The following is a 20,196-nucleotide window of genomic DNA, read 5'->3' on the forward strand; positions in this document are numbered from 1 at the left end:
GTAAAAATTGACTGCGCCATGATTCAACGTCCGCCACCGGCGGCCCCCGCCCCATTCGCCAACGCCTCCCGACCCTGCCGGTAAAGGAGGCCCAACTCTTCGGGGCTGAGCGCTTCGTCGTAGAGGCTGACCTCGTCCATCCAACCATTGACCCCGCGGCGAGAACCTTGCGCAACCGTGCCCACCGTCATTGTCTCATAGGACTGTGGCCCGGCGATCGGAAAGCTCCTGCGCGCATCGTTAAGTACAATACTCAGGCTATCACCCTCGACGACGACCGCGACAAAGACCCACTGCCCCACCGGCACCGCCAGGTTTCCCGCCTGGAGGTTGCGGGCCGGGTTCGTGTAGTAAACATCCATGACACCATCCCGGACCCGCAGGTCCAGCACGGCGGCCTGCCCCTCCGGCGTCTTCCCCCAGAAGCGCACGATGTTATGCGGGGCCGTGTCGGAAAAACCACCCTCCTGCGTGGTAAAGCGCACCCAGGCGGTAAAAGTCAGGTCCGTCGCAGTACGGAACTCACCGAGCACGACCCGCATGCCCTGCCCGCTCGCGGCATTGTCGAGACGCACGCACTTCCCCGACACCCCGGCATCATCGAAAGACGGCGTCCCCACCGGCCCCATCCGTAACGGCTGGGAACCACCGGCTGCATAAGAGCCATCCAGCTTCCAACTCGCGTAAGGCTCAGCCGCGCCAGCAACCACAGCTTGCAGTAAAAACAGACCCGCCAAAGACAACTTACTCAAAAAACAAAAAGGGGCATTCATCATGTTAAAAGCGCACAGTGCGCATGGGGTTTTCGCTCAACTGACTTTATGAAACCATAATCATTTAAAAACTGTCAACGCTTATTTTTCACAGCGATTTCCTTTAACAAAGCGCGAAACCCAAGCAGCATGCCAAGCGCCTTGATCCAACCTAAGCTCACCAATCCACGCCAATAGAAACCCTAAAACGACGATAAACCCAGATCCAAAATAAACCACAACCTACTCTTTAACATCTCATTAAGAATACAAGCTCATCAAAATATCAATCATCTGCAATCGCCTTACCACCATTTTTACGCGCACCCCCGAAAGCCAGAAGCTTATGCGTCGCCAGACGTTAATCACTTGACCTCAAGTCCGAAAATAACAAATGAAACCATTATCAAAACATCACCCCCATCACCACCCCAAATGAAAACCGCGACCCAAGCCCCTGGCATCCCTACGCCCGCCCGTCCCTGCCCAGCAGGCAAGGCGCTGCTCCTCGCAGTGGTTGCCACGTTGTCAACGCTCTACTCCCAAGCAGACAACCTGCGACTACCGGGCCCTTTTTCTGACCATATGGTCATCCAGCGCTCCAGAAAAACGCCGGTCTGGGGATGGGCCGAACCTGGGCAGAGGGTCAGCGTCACAATGGGCAATACCGCAGTCACCACCACGACGGGCCCGGATGGCCGCTGGACAGCCTGGCTCGACTTATCGCAGGCCGACAGCTCACCGCAGGAGATGCGCGTGGAGGCCGAGGGCGGGCCCTCCGTCACCGTCAAGGATGTCCTGATCGGAGAGGTCTGGCTCGCCTCGGGTCAGTCCAACATGGCGTTCGAGCTTGAACGCAGCGACATAACGCCTGGCGAAATCTCCGCCTCCACCAATCCGCACCTGCGCGAGTTCCACGTCCGCAATTCTCTCCAGCCAACGCCGGGCGAGGATTGCCACGGGTCGTGGGTAGTGGCAAGCCCGGCCAGCGTTGGCAAGTTTTCCGCCGTCGGGTGGTACTTTGGCCAGGCACTTGAACGGGGCCTGAAAACCCCGGTCGGTATCATCAACGCCTCCGTCGGCGGCACCCCGATCGAAGCGTGGCTGAGCACCGAGACGATGAGCGCCGACCCCGTACTGGCCGAGGGCAGCCAGCGCGCCATCAACGCCTATACGCACACCGATCAACTCGTGAGCGACTTTGCCACCGAGTACGGGGCCTGGCTGCGCGCCAACCAGCGCGAATGCCCTGCTCCGACAGAGCTTGAGCGCTTCGCCACTCCCCCTGCGGCTTCAGCTTCGGCCCCCGCATGGGCGGACGTCAATGTACCGGGCTTTCGTTTCCCGGCAGCGGGAGTGGGCTGGCTGCGCAAGGAGGTGACCCTCACACCGGAAAATGCCGGTAAGCCCTGGCCCATCGCCATCCAGACCGGCTACGGCTATCAGGAACTGTACTGGGATGGCGAAAAAGTCGGCGAGACCTCCTTCCGCGACAAGCCCGGCATCCCCATTCACACCATCCCGGCCCGGCTCATGAGCGCCGGCCAGCATACGCTCGCGCTGCGCATTTACTGCCCGGTGTATCCCGCCATGATCCACCAGATATCCGACCGGATGCGCATCGGCGAGGACCCGCACAACTTCATCGGCCAGTGGCAATTCGCCGAAGAGCTGCGCTACCCCACCCTCCCCGAGGCCGTCCTGGCCGAGGCCCCGAAGCCGCTCAAGCCCCTCCTGCCCAACAACGCCCCCGGCGTGCTTTACAACACCTTCATCGCCCCCCTCATCCCCTACGGGATTCGCGGCATCATCTGGTACCAGGGGGAGTCAAACCTCAGCCGCGCCGCCGAGTACACCCACGCCTTCCAACTGCTGATCAGCGACTGGCGCGAGCGCTGGGGGCAAGACGAGCTTGCCTTCTACTTCTGCCAACTGGCCGCGTTTTCCAAAAAGACGACAACTCCCGGCAACAGCCAGTGGGCCGAACTGCGCGAAGCCCAGGCAGCCGCGCTCGCCCTGCCCGAGACCGGCATGGCCGTCCTCAGCGACGCCGGTGAAGCCTCCGACATCCACCCGCGCAACAAACGAGTCGCCGGTGAACGGCTCGCCGCTCTGGCACTGAGCAACACCTACGGACAAGGTACCGTTTCCCAAGGGCCGCAATTCGAGTCAGCCGTGCTGGAGGGCAACTCCATTCGCGTCAAGTTCAGCCATACGGGCGACGGTCTGGTCGCCTACCCCCTCGCGGCGACCTACCCCGTCCGCACCCTGAAAAACGAATCCCTGCCGCTCATCCTCAACAGCCCCGGCAGCGAGCTGGAGGGCTTCGCCGTGTGCGGTGCCGACGGCCAATGGAGCTGGGCACAGGCCCGGATCGATGGTGACTCCGTCGTCGTCTGGTCCGACACGGTGGAAGCTCCACAGCACGTTCGCTACTCCTGGGCCGACAACCCTTCGGGCAATCTCTACAACGCGGAGGGCTTCCCCGCCATCGCCTTTCGCACCGATACCCAGGGCAGAATCAGCGAAGAAACTCGTTACGGTTTCGACGGCCAGCGTTAGACTGCACGGGAACAACACATCTGTTCGGTCACCAGCAGTATGCGCCCCTCCTCCAACACTACAAAGAACTCAGCAGTGGCAGCGACGGAGGTGGAGACTCCATTCCTTTCGAGATAGACAGTCATATAACGGAGAAGGATACCGGAAAGATCGATGCAAGCCGCACATTCCGCGACTACCTGAGCGATTATCAAGTTCGGGCCAAGAACCGTGAGATTGACGAGCTGGTGAATGTTCTGGCCCTGGACAAAGCAAAACTTTCCGCCCCGATGAACACAAGCGTCACAGAGGCCAACATCAACGATTGCTGTCGCTTGGATGACGCAAAGGCCACCGCCGAAAAGCAAAAGACAAAAATCCACTTTGAAAGCCTGGAAGGCGATGCCCGGTCGAGATCATCTCCGGACTCTCTGTGCTTTATAACAACATCCACACTTCCCGGAGTATCGAGCATGTCCAGAGCATGACACATTCCGACAAAGCACACGGTCATAACACAGGACATACTGTGATGGCCAATTATTGAGGCTGATAATCAGACTTCGAGACGAGGTCCATGACACGCAAACGGGCCCCACCCATAGACAGAAAAAATCTGATACCGCCCTCAGGGCCATTGGAGTTCAAAGGTCAATGCCTTGGGTTTAGTTGCGAAACCCAACTTGAATGCTTTTGAATGCCGTGTTTTCCCAGATATATAATCGAAATCAAGCGTAAGCTTGGAATACACAAGGTCATAAAATTACATAAGCAACTTCTAAGCAAAGACTTGCAATTAAAATAAATTCAATTACGTATAGTAACTATCCCACCCCTTTTTCGCACCCCGAACTACCTCAAGTCGATGGATGGATACCTCGCCGAGTACACAGAAACGGCAGCATTGATCCCCTTCGGCAACGCAGCTGGTACGTGCGCTCCTGAAATCTGGTACATTCTACTTTGAAAAGCCCTCCGTTCTCCTACCACTCGTAACCCCACTCAACCCACCCCACGTATGAAAAGATTCACCCTACCCTTCACCTGTCTCGCCCTGTGCGCAGCCAATGTGTATGCCGAGGATCCGGAAGCCCCAACTCCAATCCCCGAACCCGCCTCAGCCGACCAAAGTTTCTGGACACAGGAGTACCTGACCGGAGACTGGGGCGGTGTCCGTACCGAACTGGCCGACTATGGGGTCAGCTTCGAGTTTACCAATATCCTGGATTATTACGATGACATCTCCGGCGCGCTCTCCGGCGGTGGAACGGTATTCAACCGCGTCCGCGGCACGATGAACCTCGATCTGGACAAACTGATCGGGTTCACAAATGCCAAGTTCTCCGTCGGCGGCGTCTCGCAGTTTGGCAGCAATTACAACCGCTCCCACTTCGGCGTCTTGACCAACCCCAGCTCAATCGAGGGGGTCAATACCACCCGCTTCGCCCAGATATGGCTGGAGCAAACCCTCTTCGACAACATGCTGACCTACCGCATCGGTAAGGTCGATGGCGTCGGCGCCTTCGGGGCCCAGCCCTACGGCGGAACGTTTATGAACGATGAGTTGGCCTACATCCCCAACCTGCTCTTCGCCGCCGGGCTGCCCTTTGACCCGGCTCAGCAACTCGGAGCCATCATCACTCTGCGCCCCTTCGAAGACAGCCAGCTTGAGGGCACTTACGTCAAGGCCGGTGTCTTCAACACCAACAACAACAACGCGATCAACTTCGATAACATCGGGACGGATTTCAACACGGATGGCCCGGTCGCGGTTGCCGGCGAGATCGGCTATAACTTCGGAGCTACCCCCGCGGATATGCCGGGCTACGTCAAAGCCGGTATCCACCACAACTTCGGCTCGTTCGTCGAAGTTAATTCCCCCAACACCAGCCAGGGTAACACGCTCTTTTACGTCAATGTGGGCAAGACCATCTACAAGTTCGATGAAGACGGTGAGCGCCACCTGGACGCCTCACTTTCTTTCAGCTATGCTCCCAAGCAGAACGTGAACGTCTATCACTACGAAATGACGGCGCTGCTGCGCGCCATCGGCCCGTTTGCCTCGCGCCCGTTCGACGAAGCCGGTCTCGGCTTTATCGCCGCCTGGCTGACCGACGACTACTCGAACTCGACGCCTACCACCGGCACCGACCCCAGCGGTAATGAGTTCACGGTCGAACTGACCTACAAGGCACGCCTCACTCCGTGGTTCACGCTGCAGCCCGACTTCCAGGTCGTCGTGAATCCCAACGGCAACGGCAGCCGATCGCCGGTCTACATCGCCGGTATCCGCAACGTCATCAGCTTCTAAATCACCAGCACATCCAGCATCAACCGCAGGCCGGGAAGCTCAACATTTGCTTGTCAAATGGCCATCCCAAAGACGCTCGACGTGGCCTGATTCAGAAAGAAACCACGTCGAGACCGACGCCGCCTTCCTCAGACTCATCCTGGACGAAAACCAGGTAGCGGGAGGACTTGGGGCGGGGCAGGTTCACATCTGAGACAATCGTGAAGTCCTGTGCGTCACCAGTGGCCACACTGAGCGAATCGTAACGCTTTTCTCCCTGCGGTTCGATGTTTTTGGCACTACGGCTTTTGAGCAGGAAATTCTCCTCATTAAGCTTCACCGCCACGTCCTGATTGCTCAGGTTGATCATGGTGTAGCTGCCGGATGGAGCCTTGGAGGCATCGACGAACTCAGGCATACGCTGGACAATCGCCTCCGCATATTGTCATCACCGGCATAGCCGTGGTTCAACTGCGCGTGCTGCAACTCGGCCAGCGAATGCGGAGGCAGCTCCGGGTCGGGAATCTGGATGAGCACGAAGCGGTTGACGCCGTCCCTCCTGTTACCGGATGGATAAACGAGCGGCAGAAACCTCGCGACCAAACTCCGCCCGCACATTGGCCGGAACCTTGGCCTCACAATGAACACGTCCGGCCTCTTTCCACGCCTTTACCTTAATCGGACCACGCACCGTCGGCACCGTTCCCACGATCCGGTTCAGAGCGCCCAACTGGGGGTCGATCAGCACTTGACCGTAACCGACTTCGAGCGGACGTACCCCGAGCACATACCGGGCAATCATGGTGGCCGGCGCCGTTGCCCAGGCATGGTTCCAATCCAGATTTGGCTTCAAGCTCTCGTCCCACGCCTCCCAGGTCAGGGTGGCTCCGCGCTCCAGCATATGCTGCCAACTGCGCAGCCCCCTCCCCGCCATCAGTGTTATCGCATAGTCCGCTTCACGTGCTTCAAACAACCCCTCAAGCATGTAATACACAGCATAGACGGAGCAGGTAATGCCACGGCTTTTGATGAAATCGACAACTCGCCCGCTTCGCTCCGCAGGAACAAGCCCGCAGGCCAAAGGAAATATATTCGCGTGCAGAGAGCTGTGCGCGCTTCCCTCCCCGTCCATGTAGGCGCCAGCGATTTCATCGAACAAATGCGCATTGAAGGCCGCATGCACACGCCCGGCTTTTGCCGCATACATCGCCTGATCCTCATCCAATCCCAAAACACCGGCGATCCGCGCCATGATCAGCAGCGTACGGTAGTGCAAGGCGTTGACCACGGTGTTGACCTCGACAAAGTCGTAGTCATCCCGCTCCACCGGCGGCCAATCCACAATGTCCCCCGCGTCATCACCCCCGGGAACGCCGCGACTGAGGTGGCCGGTTTCGAGCAGGCCATCCTCGCGCGCATGGATCAGCAACAGCTTTTCACGCTTGAGCGTTTCATAGTGTCGCCGCAGGAGCCGGTCATCGCCCGTGGCCTCGTAATCGGTCCACGCGATCAGGATAGAGTGCTGCTTCCACTCCGTCGGCCAGGTCGGGCGCTTGAGCAAATACTCATGTGTGCGCCTCGCGAGCGAATATTCCCGGTCCAGCGCATAGTGGGCGCACTGGTTGATGTAGGCGTCCGCTTCGTACGGAATGCGCTCACGGTCACCATCCACGTAGTAGCCACAATAAGAAGTCGCCTGCACCGTGTATTTGCAAAGCTCCCACACCCGGTCGAGCTCCCGGGACGACGAACTAAAATCGGCGGCCTTATCGTCGAACACGTACTGCACGCGCTTTTGCGTAGCGGCGACGAGTGTCACCGCGTGGGCGCCCCCCTCGATCTGCACGTACCGAAATGGCAAGACAACACCCAACGCGTCATCGAGCTTGATCGCCTTGGGGCCGGTGTTCTGCGCTTCGGGCGAAGTCTCCACACGGACGATCCGGCGGCCGGGCGTTACCGACAGGTTGACTTCCTTATAGCGAACATTGCCGGGCGGGTTTCGGTCCACAGCACCCCCTCGGCAAGCTTCACCGACCCTGACCAGCAAGCTCGCCTCCGCCACGCATTCCAGCTCCAGTTCCAGCCAGCCAAATGCCTGCCGCCCGAAGTCGATAAAGCAACCTTGCCCCTCAATACGTCTGACAAGCACGGGCGAAACCGCTTCGATCTGAAGCGGATAGTGGCTGACAGCTTCGGCAACGGGAGTCTGTGCCGACGGGCTGATGCGAAAACACTGTTCCTCTGACCAAAGGCTCGGCAAGCCATCGCGAGCGGCCCAAGTGCGCACCCGCCACCGATAGCTCCCGCCGGGCTTGAGCGCTCTCCCCTCGTACGAAACGCCCACCGATTGCGCCGAGGAGACCGGACCGGACACCCAGGCAACGCGACTGCCAGAGGCGTCCATGACCAGCAATTCATACGCTTCCTGAGAGGGCCCCGGCAGCCCTGCGTTGACGATCCACCCGAACGTCGGTCGAGTCGTAGCCAGCTCAGCCAGCCCCGGAAACGCCAGCAGATCACACATCAGCCCGGACGGCTGGCAGTGGACAGGCAACCGCTCGTGCCCGTTTTTCCGCTTCACGTCAACTTCAGGCGCAACATTCGTCATCTCAGTCTGCATAAGATAAACAAGTTTTTTTTAACAAATCTAGACGTGCGCGCGACCAGGCGCATCAAGTTCCAGCCGTATCAAACACGGTCAAGCCCTTCAGATTCACCTTTCTGGTTTGTATCAATAAACTGAATACATAGCCGGAAACAAAACACGTCAGCAGCGCCACCAGAATGAAAAAGGACCAATGCAGATCCGTATAGGTCCTGACCCAGAGCGTACACACGATCGACAGACACACGCCGATGATTGCCCCGACCCAGTTGCCACGTCGGGTAAAAAGCCCCAGGATGTATATCCCTCCAATGCCCCCGCCCAGCAGCGCGATGATCTCGTTCCAGATCTTGAACATGGAAGTGATCTCCATCCCGGCCATATAGAGCGCCGCCCCTGTGCCAAACAGCCCGACAAAAACCGACAGCACTTTCAGGCTTATCAAGCGGGCGCGGTCGCTGATACCGGGCCGGAATTTGCGAAACCAGTCCTCGACCACGATGGTCGCCACCGAGTTCATACTGCTGGACAGCGTGGACATGGAGGCGGCGAAAAGCGCCGCAATAATCAGCCCCGCCAGCCCTACCGGAAGCCGCTGGATGATGAACAGCGGGACGATCTGGTCGTTATCCATCAGCGGGTCCAGCTCCTGCGGCCTGCTCCGGAAATAGGCGAAGGCAACGAGCCCGACTCCATGCACCAGCAGCGAAATGAGAATCCCGAAAAAGGCATAGGTTTTGGCCAACTTGCGCACATCCGCCAGACGGACCGAAAACACACGCTGCACCACCGGCTGGTCTCCCAGAAACGAAGCCTGCTGAAAGAGCCAGCTCAGAATCCCTATCCAGAGAATCGGCAGCGTGTAGTCCCACTTCAAATAGAACAGGTCAAATTTGTCATACTGCGCGGATACAGTGACGAATTCAGAAAACCCTCCCGGCAGACTGCAAATCCCCAACACCACCATAACAGCCGCTCCGCCCACCATCAGGCAGCCCTGAATAACATCGGTCCAGATAACTGCCTCGAAACCGCCCAGTGTCGAGTAAAGTGTGGTGACCAACCCCAGCAGGGCGACGCACAGATAGACGTTCAATCCCGTGACGGCAGAGATAGCCAGCGAAGGCAGCAGCAGCACCACACTCATTCGCCCCAGAAGCTGAAACAGGATGCACTGCGCACTGGCCACGTAGCGCAGTGCCGGATGGAACCGCAGCTCCAAGAATTCGTAGGTCGAGGTCAGCCTCAACTTCCTCAGCAGGGGAAAAAACAAATAGGCCTGCAGAAAATAGCCGGGGATCAGCAGCAAAACCAGGAAAAACCAGACCAGGTTTCCCACAAAGGCCTGCGCCGGAATCGCCATAAAACTGATGCTACTGGAGGCCGTGGCAAACATGCTGATACCCGCCGCCACGCCGGAGACGTTGCGACTGCCGAGGGCAAATTCCTCGCTGCTGTTTTGCTTGCGGGAAAAGCTCAGGCCCACCCATACGACCCCCATCAGGTAAGCGACCAAAACACCGTAATCCCACCCGGACAGGCTTTTAACCACCCGCAGTCCCGAGACGGAATATATCTCTGCCGTATCCAAGTCCGCCGCCAGGTAATCACCGTTCCGGTCCGCCACACCGACACGCCGCAAGGGCTGCGCCACACCGGTAGCCGTAATCCAGGTGTCTGTCACCGAATGATAAATAAATGCCTCTTGTTTGCCTGCGGCCCTCGTCAGTAATTCATCCAGCGAGGAGAAAGCTTCAGCGGAGTTGAAACCGCCGAGCACAACCAGGTGACTTTGCCCAAGCCCCGCGACCCCGCTCCCAGCCAGAGGAACTAACATGGGGGACAGTTCACGCCAGCCACGATGGTCCGTCGAATCGACCGGAAACTCGCGCCACCCGGCTCCTTCACCGCAAATGCGCAAGCCCTCCGCCCCCTCGCCGATACCACCGAAAACAATCAACTCGCCAAATCGACTGCCGACCTCAGGAAGTAAACGCCCGCCCATCGGCATAGGCGGAAGGCGTTCCCAGCCCGCCGCACGTTGCGCAAGGTTTAGCCGAAACACCGCGTCCGAAGGCGCTAGTCCCTCGAGCGTGGCACTGCCGCCCACCAGGTACAGATAGCCGTCGTGGACGACCGCGCTCGCATAGGCCCGCGCCTCCGGTAATGAGGGCAACGCCGTGATCTCCACGCGCCCGGTCTGCCAGGTCAGACGGCGGCATTCACGGCTAGTTTGCCCATTCTCCAAGCCGCCCAGAATGAAAAGCGAATCACCCGAAGCCGCGCTCGCGGCATACGCAGGTGCCTGTGCATCGAGCCGTTCCCATACTCCGTCAACACGCCACACATATATCTCCGACTGTCGCGCCCGCTCGTCCGCAAGCTCACCGCCAAACCACAGCGTGCCCCCGTCGCCGCAAAAGAACGCTCCGGCTCCCGCCGGGCCGGGCAGCCTGAGATCGGTGCCCGTGACCTGCAGGCTCTGCTGGTCTCCGGCCTCTGCGGAGGCGCAGCACAACGAGGCCACGCACAGCCCTAGCAAGAACCAGCGAACGACGCCATTGAGAGAGTTCCCTGAAAGTGGCATGTGTGGGTGAAGTTACCGGAGAGGCTACTTGTTATCCAGCGCAACTTCGATCCCGTCGAGGTCTCCGACTCTCCAGGTGATGACATCCTTGACTGCGCCATAGGTGATCTCCACGCGCTTGCGGTCTCCCTCCGTGGTGACGCTCATTGTGCCCTGCGGGCCATCCTTGAGCGAAGGAAGAATTCCCGTTACAAAACGCGGATCTTTCGCCCAGAAGTCAAAACTGAGCATCATGTTTTCGTAGTGTCGGCTTAGCTGCGTGTCGGCGCGCTGACCGTCCGCCTCGATGAAAAATCGCGCGTTGACCTCGGGAAGCATGGCCCCCTGCGTAGTGGCTGTCATGGGCGCTTCCAGCGTCATGGCAGCGGCATCCACAATCAGGGCACCCGCCCCGGCACCGAAACCGTTTTCGGAGGCCGCGTCAACCTCAGCGACCGGAAGCAACGCCGTCGCGTAGAGTTCCGAGCCGGGCTCGCGTCCGCCGATCTGGATGTTGTTCGTACCCTCATTCAAGCTGAATACACCCGGAACACGTTGCCAGGTTGGGAATGCCCGGCCAGCGAAATTCCAGTCGGTCGCCGGGGAACCGTTGACGCTCACGACGAAAGAATTGGTATCGCCGCCGCGCAGGGGGTCGCCAATCTTGACCTTGAGGAACAGCGCGTAATCACCCGCCTGCGGCACCTCGACGGACGCGGTGGCCTTGCCCGCCGATTTAACGGACGTCGCGACCCGCGTTGTCGGAGCGTAGAGCTCCATCGGCGGCACCAGGCGGAACGACGGCGCGAAGGACTGACCGCCATTGGCGGGGCTGAGTTGCGCAATGTCTTCACCGGCCTTAATCAGAGCCAGCGCGTAAAGACGCGTCCCCGGCTCGCGCCCGCCGACCTTTACCGCATTGGAACCGGCGTCCAGAGAAAAGCTCCCCGTGGTCGAATCGGGATTTTTCACCTGCTCCCAACGTACAACTGGCATGGCCCGGAAGTGCCAGTCAAAAACCTTCCCGCCGTTGACGGACATCTTGAACGAGTTGGCCCCGTCCAGGCAGACGCACATCGCGTACAGATCGTAGTCTCCTGCCTCCGGGACATGGATATCCGCTGTGGCCGAACCGGCCATCCCGCGCTTTGTCATGACGTAGGCATTACTCGGATCGCGCGGATTTAGCAGGGCGCCAAAGTCCGTGACCTCAGGCTGAAAACGCCCGTCGGTATGCAGCAGGTAGGTGTATTTGTGCTGATCATTATCCTGCCGAATCTGGTCGAACATGACAACGTAGGCCGGGCGGTCTTTATTTTCCCGGACGTACACGCCATAGCGCAGGGCCACTTCCGGCGAGGGACCGGGCTGGCCACTGAGCGTCTGGGTATAGGCATCGAGCATGTCAGCCACCACCCAGGTGTATTCCGGGCGTGCCTCGAAGCGAACGATCCGGGCCGACGTACCGTCCGTGTTATGACCGGGAGCCTGCCCCTGGCCGTCGATCAGGATGAGGTTGTGATCGACCGTAGTTTGGCGGCCGTAGCTGGAGTCCACTGCCCAGCGACGCCCGAGCGAATAGAAGTTATAGTGCCCCTTGTCACTCTGGCTGTGCGTCACGTGAAAATACGGTCCGGCCTCCAACGAGAACATCGAGTCCAGGATGTCCCAACCCGAGCGGGAAACCGTCAGCCCGCGGTCAGAAAAGAGAATACTCTCGGGCACGCCCGCCTCTTGCGGCGATTGCGGCTCGGGCGAGTAATCGGCACCGTAGATAACGATCTGCGGGAGGTTGTTTTTCTCGCTCGTGTTTTCGTAAAGCCACTTGGCCAGCGGGCTGTCTATGATGCTGGAAAGCGCGAGCATATTGACGTCGGAGCGTCCGAAGTTATCATCGTTGCGGTCCTCGACATACGGCTCGCCGGGCACAAGCATATCCGCCCAGAAGGTCGGAAACTCGGGCAGGTTCCCGAAGTCAATCTGTTCCAGCCCCAGCGTATCAATTGCCCGAAGGAATGGAACGGAACGGTCGAAACCGTAGAAGAAATACGCCTGCGCCTCCTTGTACGCGCCATCGGGGCCGATGCCGTTTGAGAGCCATTGCTCCAGTACCCAGCGTGCCTGTTTCTGCCAGTTTTGGGAGCGCTCCGGAAAGCGCTCGCGCAGGGTCAGCGAGGCAAGACCGACCGGCCCCATCGTCACGCCGCTGAAGTTATGCCAGGGCACGAACAGGGCTACATTACGCCACGCAGGCGAGTTACGGAAGACGAGATCGGGATTGATGTGAAGGTTCAGGTTGGGGTCCGAAAAGGAGTAGTCCGGCCCCTTGTCGCCGACCGCTTCAGCCACCATTTCATCGCAGTACTCCGCCGTAGTCTGGGCGACGGTCTCAAACTGCTCGGAGGTCATGCTATCGCCAAAGAACTCCAGACCCAGCGCGAGGAAGAAGATAATGTCGCCGCGTTTGCCGGACAACCCCTGAGAGGCGGGCGTGCCATAAGGGAAAGCCTTCGCGAAAGCCACGATCACCTCGGCACCCTGCTCGCCAAAGCGGCGGTCACGCGTCATCTGCCAGGCCAGACCGAGGTTCCACAACTGGGGAAGATTCGCCCGACCGGCCAATTGGAAGCCTTTGTGGTCGAGCGGGACGACCCCCATCTTTTCCGGGTCAAGATACAGGCTGTCCCCGGGGGTATTGATCCGCTCAGCGGTTTGGAGCACCTGATCCCAGTATGGCTTTACCTCGGGTTTGGTGAGCGTTTCCCGCACATGCCCGGGATTGAAAAACAGCGGGCCTTGAGTTTGCGCATGAAGCTCCCCGGCAACCGCGAGAAACACTAAACAGGCAGACAACAACGATAATAGAGACTTCATATTCGGATGGGTAATAGTAAGTATTTTCCAAGACTGGAAGCAGAGCAGGACCTTCTGCCAACTCACACCAAGGATAAGGCCGAGGCAGGATTGGCTCACAATGTTAAAAGACTTGCCATGCTCATTTCTGTTATATTTATACTGAGCATCCGAGCGTTGCTCTTGACCGGTGTTTTCAGTATGTATTTCCGGCGGCGGATAAACCAAACTCACGCAACAGCACTCGCCCGGCTGCGATTGATCAGGGCGCTCGAAACAGGTGACTCGGCATGATTCTCAGATACCTTTCCTGCGATATTCGTGATTTCAGCACGTTTCCCGACTTACCTTCCTGTCGCTATAACTGGGAGTTCTTTATCTCTTTTCGGGGAGAATGCCGCCCCGTTTTTGAGAACGAGTTTTCGACGAGTTTTCACGAGCGTTCCCTCTGGCTGCTTCGACCGCAGGAGATTTACCACTGGATTCCAAAAGGCACCCGCAGCCACCGGGCCGTGTTCCAGTTCGCGGATGTGCCCGACATTCTGAAGCAACTCGTCGGGAACAAGCTGTTTATCCGCAAAAGCATTACCGACGAGGAGGCCGCCCTCATCGAATCGCTGGCTCTCGAACTTCGCCACTACTACGATGAGCAAACGGACCGCCTCTATCTGGCTTCGCTCAAGGCGGTCGCCCAACTGTCGCTGATTCTGACCGCGGACATGAAGTTCGACCGCCAGATCCGGCTCGACACCATTGAGGCTAACCGCGTGCTGAAGGCGGAGAACTTTTACCGCGAACACCTGCGCGCCAATCCCAGCGTGAATGAAGTGGCGGCCCACGTCGGCATCTCCAGCAGCCAACTGCGGCGGCATTTTCGCGGTGTCCGCAATGAGTCACCGCACGAGGCTTTTACGCGCCTTCGTTTAATCGAGGCTAAACGTCTGCTGACCAATACGGATCTCACTCTGGACCAGATCGCCCTGCTGAGCGGGTTTGCCAGTCTGGTGGACTTTCACCGGATTTTTAAGACCAGCAATAAACTCACGCCCACGGCCTGGCGTCGAACCAGCGGCTATCACCTGAACTTCCAAGGCACAGAAGGAATAAAGACCAAAAAGTCGAAAACAAAAAAAGCTAGGCGCATCATCAAGGACGGTTTTCTCACCAATCCGGAATAACGCGTTCGTCGAGGCAGAAAATACCAGCCCGGCGGCAGCTTCACAAAGTCAGGTTCTCCCCGGAGAGTGAAACGCCAAGCTCTCACGCAAGCCGTCACAGGCTTCGTTCGCCTGTCCGCTTCTTGCCCATGAAGCAGAGGGACAGCGTGAAAACAGCCGAGCCCCGTTCATCAACTCGCGCAACACTACCGGGATATCGCGAATGCCGACACAACCGGGCATATTCTTTTCATCATACTCGAGGTGGTGCTTCCCCACTGTGCGAATGCCTTTCGCGACCGCATAGGCCGTTTCGAGCAAAGTGAGATACCCCCTCGTGTCTTCCAAGTTCGTATTGAAGTCTGTCCCGGATTGTGCCTGCACTCCCCGGCAGAAATTCTCATAGCAATCCACCAGTTGCGCATAATAAGAGCCCCCAAGGACATCTGTCAGCACCACACCGTTAACAGTGGAGAACCCCGAGTCCACGTCGATAATCCCCGTCGCCTCGTCTCCGCGGATTTCGATCGTGGCCGGAAGTTCCGTCAAACAGGCATGTGACAGTGCGATAATCATCTCCACCCCATCCTCCATACGTGCGGTCAGCGAAAGCGTATCGTAACTCTCGATCTCGTGCGCACGGTAAAACTCGGCCTCCAGATCAACAACCGAACAAGCCGGGCCGCACTGCGCAGCCAGCAGTTGAAACAACCCCATGACCAGATGCGCAAGGGCATTGCTGGCTGGCCCGTCAAAGACGGGAAGCCCATCGACGGCCAAACGTCCAGCCCAGGCAGCACGTTCATAATACGCGCGGGGCCTCGGCCACAAGGCACTGGCCCGCAGGCTGCGCAGTTTCCCCAGACGGCCTTGGCCGATGGCCGCTTTCATCTCCCGGAAACAGGGCCAGCAGGATCGGTTGAATCCGACCGCGATGCGGTCCGACTTCGGGTGTTTCAGCAGGAGTTCCAACTGCCTCACGGTAGCGACCGGAGGCTTCTCCAGATAAACAAACAAGTCCGCATCCACACAGGCGAGCGCCATCTCGAAATGGTAAGGAATTGGCGTAACGATCAAAACCGCATCCAGTTGCCCGGTCATCTGCCTGAGACACTCTCGCAGTTCACCGAAGCAGCGGGTGGAGCGCCTCTGCCATTCCTCGCGCAGGACAAGGTTCTTCTCAAGGTCAAGGGCGGGATCGACAGCCGCAGCCAGTCGCACCCACCCCCGCTCCTCCATCTGGAGAAGTGCCTGAGTGTGGTAATGTCCGAAACCTCCGACCCCGATTTGGGCCAGGCGTATGGGTTGATCATTCATCGCAAATATGTCTGGAAGCAGTTGTCAGACAGAATGGAAGTCCCCTCGACCGGCCAGTCAGGGAGAAATCTCCCTTGCCATGCCCACTTCACATGGATGGCCAGAGGTAACGATCGGCAGTCTCATCCTGCTCAACGCATCCCAACCTTCGCCATTTGAGTTAACAATACATGAATGAAAATCCGATTAGTATTGTTATATTCATGGCCATTAACGCCCATTGAGCGGAAAGGGAACTGCTGCTATGATAAAATCGATGCTGATTACCCCTTTCAACAAATCCGCCTCCACCTCTTTGTCTCAACGCGCAGGCTTTACATTGATAGAGCTACTATGCGTGATCGCGGTCATCGCCATCCTCGCGAGTCTCCTCATGGTAGGGACAAACGCGGTGCGGCGCATGGCCGACAACACCGAGACAACCTCACGCCTTCGCCAATGCGGGATAGGCATGTTCAACTACGCCGCCGATCACCACGGCAACGTACCCAGCAATGGTCTGATCGGTGCCGACGGCACAGACCGTTCCGGCCCAGGCAGACGCTGGCCGGACAAAGTGGCTCCCTACATGGGACTGAACCCTCCGTACCTCATTGCAAACAAAGATTGGAAAACGTACCAGCCCTACCGTTGTGTGAGCCAGGACGACTTCATTGAGCAGCAGAACCTGACCGGCCCCAATGCGGTCTTTGGGCTCAACGAGTACTTTTCTCTCGAATATGAAGGCGTGCCCGGCGAAAAAGGCTGGCGCAAGTTCAGTGATGCCATCGATCCCGCCACGACCCCCTTGCTCGTCACCCTCTCCGCCTACGATGAAAACGGAAGCCTGATCGGATCCGGCCATGTCGCAAATCCCCGCGGCGGCCCCTCGCCCCTCGCCCGTAAATATGGCTGGAGCCAGCGCACGAACGGCACCGGCCCCGCACCGACCCTCAACGGAGCCTACGGCATACTCTATATAGATGGCCATGTCGGGGTTGTGAGCAATAGCTGGCCTTTTTCTGCCATCAATGCCGGCATGGATTTCCATCCGAAAAAAGACGTGTCCATCACGCCTGCCGAGTAGCTGGTAAGTTTTTCCCTCAAATGGCGTTTAGACTTCTATCGCCCTCCTCCCGCTTTCTCCACACCGCAACCAACGCTCGTAATGATCCATAAACCGACCACTATCACCCGCCCTGTTTCACTCGCGCTGTGCCTTTGGCTCGCCCTCTTGCTCCTGCCCTTGCACACGTCCCTCGCCAAGCTCGAGGTGCCCTCCTTCTTCGGGGACCACATGGTACTGCAACGGGAGGCTCCGATCAAACTCTGGGGAAAGGGCGATAACGGCACAACCATCACCGTGCGGCTGGAGAACCAAAACGCGCAGACGACCGTGAAAAACGGACACTGGCAGTTGGAGCTTCCGCCCATGAAAGCTGGCGGGCCTTATCCAATGAAGATTTCCGACGGCACTACGACACTGACGTTTTCGGACGTCCAGGTCGGTGAGGTTATTTTACTGGCCGGCCAGTCCAATGCCCGCTGGCAGATCAGTCGGACGGCGGATGCCCCCGCCCGTATCGCAATGGCACGCGCAGGCAGCGGCACGATTCGTCAATTCTGCCACGACTATCGGGCTGCCAGTCAACCGCAATTCGATGTACTCAACGGCAAATGGATCGCCAACGACCCTCAACAGGTCGGTCTATTCTCTCTGCTGGGTTATTACTACGCACAAGCCCTGCAACGCAACAATCCCAACGTCCCCATCGGCATAATCGAAGTTGCTGTCGGCGGAACTCGCGTAAAAAGCTGGTTCACTCCACGCATGCTGGCGGAGCACCCCTCCGCCCACGAAGTCCTGGTACGCTACCAAGAAGCGATTCCCGCCGAACGGCAAAAATACGACAATCTCCTCAAGCAATACAATGCCAGCGCCGAAGCCGCGAAAGCTGCCGGTAAACCCACCCCGGCCAAACCTTCCGCCATCAAATACGGCCCCCTCGACGAGAACCACCCGCAGCGCCCCGGCGGTTACTACAACGGACGCGTAGCTCCTTTTCGCGGACTGTCGGCCCGCGCCGTGATCTGGTATCAGGGTGAAAGCGACGCCGCCGTCAACCTTCCGCCCAGCGACCGCGAGCACTATGCCGAACAACTTGAAGCCATGATCAGCGCGTGGCGGCAGGACTGGGACAACGACTCTCTGCCCTTCATGGTCGTACAGTTACCATCGTTCCAGAGCACAAGCTTTAACTACGTGCCCATCCGGGCCGCGCAGGCCGAAGCCGTTGAAGCCCTGAAGAACGCGGGATTGGTCGTAACGCTCGACACCGGTAATCCCGACGACATCCACCCCTACGGCAAGCAAGTCGTCGCCGAGCGTTTGGCAGACATGACCCAGGGCATCATCACCGGTAGCCGCTGGGAACAGCAGAGCCCGAACCTGATCAAGGCCGACCGGCAGGGCCGCGTCGTGCTGTTGGAATTCTCGTGTCCCGGAGACAGCGTGCTGCGCAATGCCTCTGCCAGCGTCGAGCTTCTGCTCGAAATGATCCGCGGCAAACAGCAGCAGGCGCTTCCGCTCAGCGGATTCGAACTCGTGGATGCGGAGGGACACGCCCACCCGGTCTCCGCCCAGTTGCTCGGCTCGAACAAAGTAAGACTCTGGAGTGAAGAAGTCAGCGAGCCAGTACGCGTGAACTACCTGCAAGCAGACAATGTATTATCAACGATCAGCCTTTACAATTCCGAAGGCTATCCGGTCGGCCCGTTCTCCGTCGATCTGACGCGGTAGAATAAACAACCATGCGCATCACCGCACCCGACAGGCACGAGCGCTCGGGGCTCCACTCGGCTTAAAATCAGCTTTCCGCAACAGGAAATAAGCAGGTCTATAACATAAACGCGCATCCACTGGCCCGTGCAATTGACACGTATATGGACAATTACAAACATTCCCATTATCAAGTTTACCACCTTGTTAATTAGAACCCCCAACGTTTACGCATTATGCAATCAAAGTATTCGATCCTGGCACTGACTTTGCTATCTTCGGCCTCGTGGATGAGCGCTCAAACAACCAATTGGACGAACACCGGAACAGGTGATTGGAGCACCGTCTCGAACTGGAGTTCAGGCCTTCCTTCTGCCACCGTGAATGCTCAAATCAACCTGGGAGAGGCGCAAGTAACCACAAGCGCGCAAGCCAAACTGGTAACAATCGGCGTAGCGACAAACGGGAAGCTCTCCGTCCAGACCGGCGCCGAACTCATCACGAGTGACCGCCTGAATCTTGGCCTCAACGGCGGCACCGGCACATATGAACAAAGCGGAGGGACGGTCAATGTCACAGAATTCCGCTTCAACACGAACGGCAGCAGCATGAAGATAACCGGCGGGTCATTCGTATCCAACGCCAAGAGCTATCTGGCCATCAGCACAAATACCAGCAAAGGAACAACCCTCAGCCTGGAAGGAGGCTCACTGACAATAAACGGCAACCTTGTGCTGGCACGAGACGGCAGTGGCATTTTTAAGGTTTCCGGCGGCTCGTTCAGCGGCACTTACCTGACCTCCGAAAACAACGGCTCGGGTGAAATGCAGATACTCGGGTCCGGCGCCTCCTCCATCTCATTCAGCACATCCATCATGGCGGGCGCACTCAATACCCTCATGTATTCCTTCGACAGTGGCGGCGTCACCACCGTCGAGGTGGGAGCCCACGCGGACTTGACAGGCGTTACTTTTGTCTTCGACGACATGCCCGGGTTCAGCGCGCAGATCGGTGACACCTTCACGCTGGTTCAGTCGCGTAATACAGCTGGCAATATCACGATTGATGAGAACCCGACAATCTCCTCGCTGGGCAACTACCAGTTCAGCTTGGCAGTGGTCGATGTCGACGGATACGATACCCTTCAGGCGACAGTCACCGCGATCCCGGAAGTCAACACCTACGGGGTGCTGATCGGTGCTCTCACGCTAGGCTGCCTGTACAGCCGCCGACACAGGAAGTAGCCATCTCCCCGTATAAATCAATAACAAGGCCCGGTTTCCGGCTTCTGTGTTGCCCAGGCAGCACAATGGCAAGAAAGCCGGGTCTTGTTGCGTGTCTGGATAAATGACGA

At 58.3% G+C, this 20,196-nt stretch carries 12 protein-coding genes; 6 read left to right on the forward strand and 6 right to left on the reverse strand.

Annotated features, from left to right (window positions below; genetic code table 11):
- Nucleotides 1–23: 23 nt before the first annotated feature.
- The gene (locus H5P28_RS17135) at nt 24–752 is read right to left on the reverse strand and encodes a LamG-like jellyroll fold domain-containing protein (protein ID WP_185676913.1); all 729 of its coding nucleotides are present in this window, start codon (nt 750–752) and stop codon (nt 24–26) included.
- A gap of 435 nt (nt 753–1,187) precedes the next feature.
- Here H5P28_RS17135 and H5P28_RS17140 point away from each other — a divergent pair, with 435 nt between their 5' ends.
- Both H5P28_RS17140 and H5P28_RS17145 read left to right on the forward strand, forming a co-directional pair.
- Entirely contained in the window at nt 1,188–3,314 is a 2,127-nt protein-coding gene (locus H5P28_RS17140; protein WP_185676914.1) for a sialate O-acetylesterase, read from the forward strand.
- Nucleotides 3,315–4,311: 997 nt separating this feature from the next.
- Nucleotides 4,312–5,604 (forward strand): carbohydrate porin, encoded by a 1,293-nt coding sequence (locus H5P28_RS17145; protein ID WP_185676915.1) that lies wholly within the window; start codon nt 4,312–4,314, stop codon nt 5,602–5,604.
- A gap of 91 nt (nt 5,605–5,695) precedes the next feature.
- Here H5P28_RS17145 and H5P28_RS17150 read toward each other — a convergent pair whose 3' ends face one another.
- From H5P28_RS17150 to H5P28_RS17165, 4 genes are all read right to left on the reverse strand, one after another.
- Nucleotides 5,696–6,001: a hypothetical protein gene (locus H5P28_RS17150; RefSeq protein ID WP_185676916.1), complete on the reverse strand. Its 306-nt coding sequence runs from the start codon at nt 5,999–6,001 to the stop codon at nt 5,696–5,698.
- Between the two features lie 144 nt (nt 6,002–6,145).
- Nucleotides 6,146–8,206, reverse strand: coding sequence for an alpha-L-rhamnosidase-related protein (locus H5P28_RS17155; protein ID WP_221773469.1), 2,061 nt, complete (start codon nt 8,204–8,206; stop codon nt 6,146–6,148).
- Nucleotides 8,207–8,258: 52 nt separating this feature from the next.
- On the reverse strand, nt 8,259–10,778 hold the full coding sequence (locus H5P28_RS17160; protein ID WP_185676917.1) for a sodium:solute symporter family transporter: 2,520 nt from the start codon (nt 10,776–10,778) through the stop codon (nt 8,259–8,261).
- A 24-nt stretch (nt 10,779–10,802) separates the two neighbouring features.
- Nucleotides 10,803–13,631 carry a heparinase II/III family protein gene (locus H5P28_RS17165; protein WP_185676918.1) on the reverse strand — a complete coding sequence of 943 codons (2,829 nt, stop codon included), beginning with the start codon at nt 13,629–13,631 and terminating at the stop codon, nt 10,803–10,805.
- Between the two features lie 269 nt (nt 13,632–13,900).
- Here H5P28_RS17165 and H5P28_RS17170 point away from each other — a divergent pair, with 269 nt between their 5' ends.
- The gene (locus H5P28_RS17170; RefSeq protein ID WP_185676919.1) at nt 13,901–14,788 is read left to right on the forward strand and encodes an AraC family transcriptional regulator; all 888 of its coding nucleotides are present in this window, start codon (nt 13,901–13,903) and stop codon (nt 14,786–14,788) included.
- A 48-nt stretch (nt 14,789–14,836) separates the two neighbouring features.
- Here H5P28_RS17170 and H5P28_RS17175 read toward each other — a convergent pair whose 3' ends face one another.
- On the reverse strand, nt 14,837–16,084 hold the full coding sequence (locus H5P28_RS17175) for a Gfo/Idh/MocA family protein (protein ID WP_185676920.1): 1,248 nt from the start codon (nt 16,082–16,084) through the stop codon (nt 14,837–14,839).
- 256 nt (nt 16,085–16,340) lie between these two features.
- Between H5P28_RS17175 and H5P28_RS17180 the strand changes: the two genes are divergently transcribed.
- The 3 genes from H5P28_RS17180 (at nt 16,341) to H5P28_RS17190 (ending at nt 20,086) form a co-directional block, all read left to right on the forward strand.
- On the forward strand, nt 16,341–17,150 hold the full coding sequence (locus H5P28_RS17180) for a type II secretion system protein (RefSeq protein WP_185676921.1): 810 nt from the start codon (nt 16,341–16,343) through the stop codon (nt 17,148–17,150).
- 81 nt (nt 17,151–17,231) lie between these two features.
- On the forward strand, nt 17,232–18,863 hold the full coding sequence (locus H5P28_RS17185) for a sialate O-acetylesterase (RefSeq protein WP_185676922.1): 1,632 nt from the start codon (nt 17,232–17,234) through the stop codon (nt 18,861–18,863).
- A 215-nt stretch (nt 18,864–19,078) separates the two neighbouring features.
- The gene (locus tag H5P28_RS17190) at nt 19,079–20,086 is read left to right on the forward strand and encodes a hypothetical protein (RefSeq protein WP_185676923.1); all 1,008 of its coding nucleotides are present in this window, start codon (nt 19,079–19,081) and stop codon (nt 20,084–20,086) included.
- Nucleotides 20,087–20,196: the final 110 nt, after the last annotated feature.

This window comes from Ruficoccus amylovorans (genome assembly GCF_014230085.1).
In the GTDB taxonomy this organism is placed as follows: Bacteria; Verrucomicrobiota; Verrucomicrobiia; order Opitutales; family Cerasicoccaceae; genus Ruficoccus; species Ruficoccus amylovorans.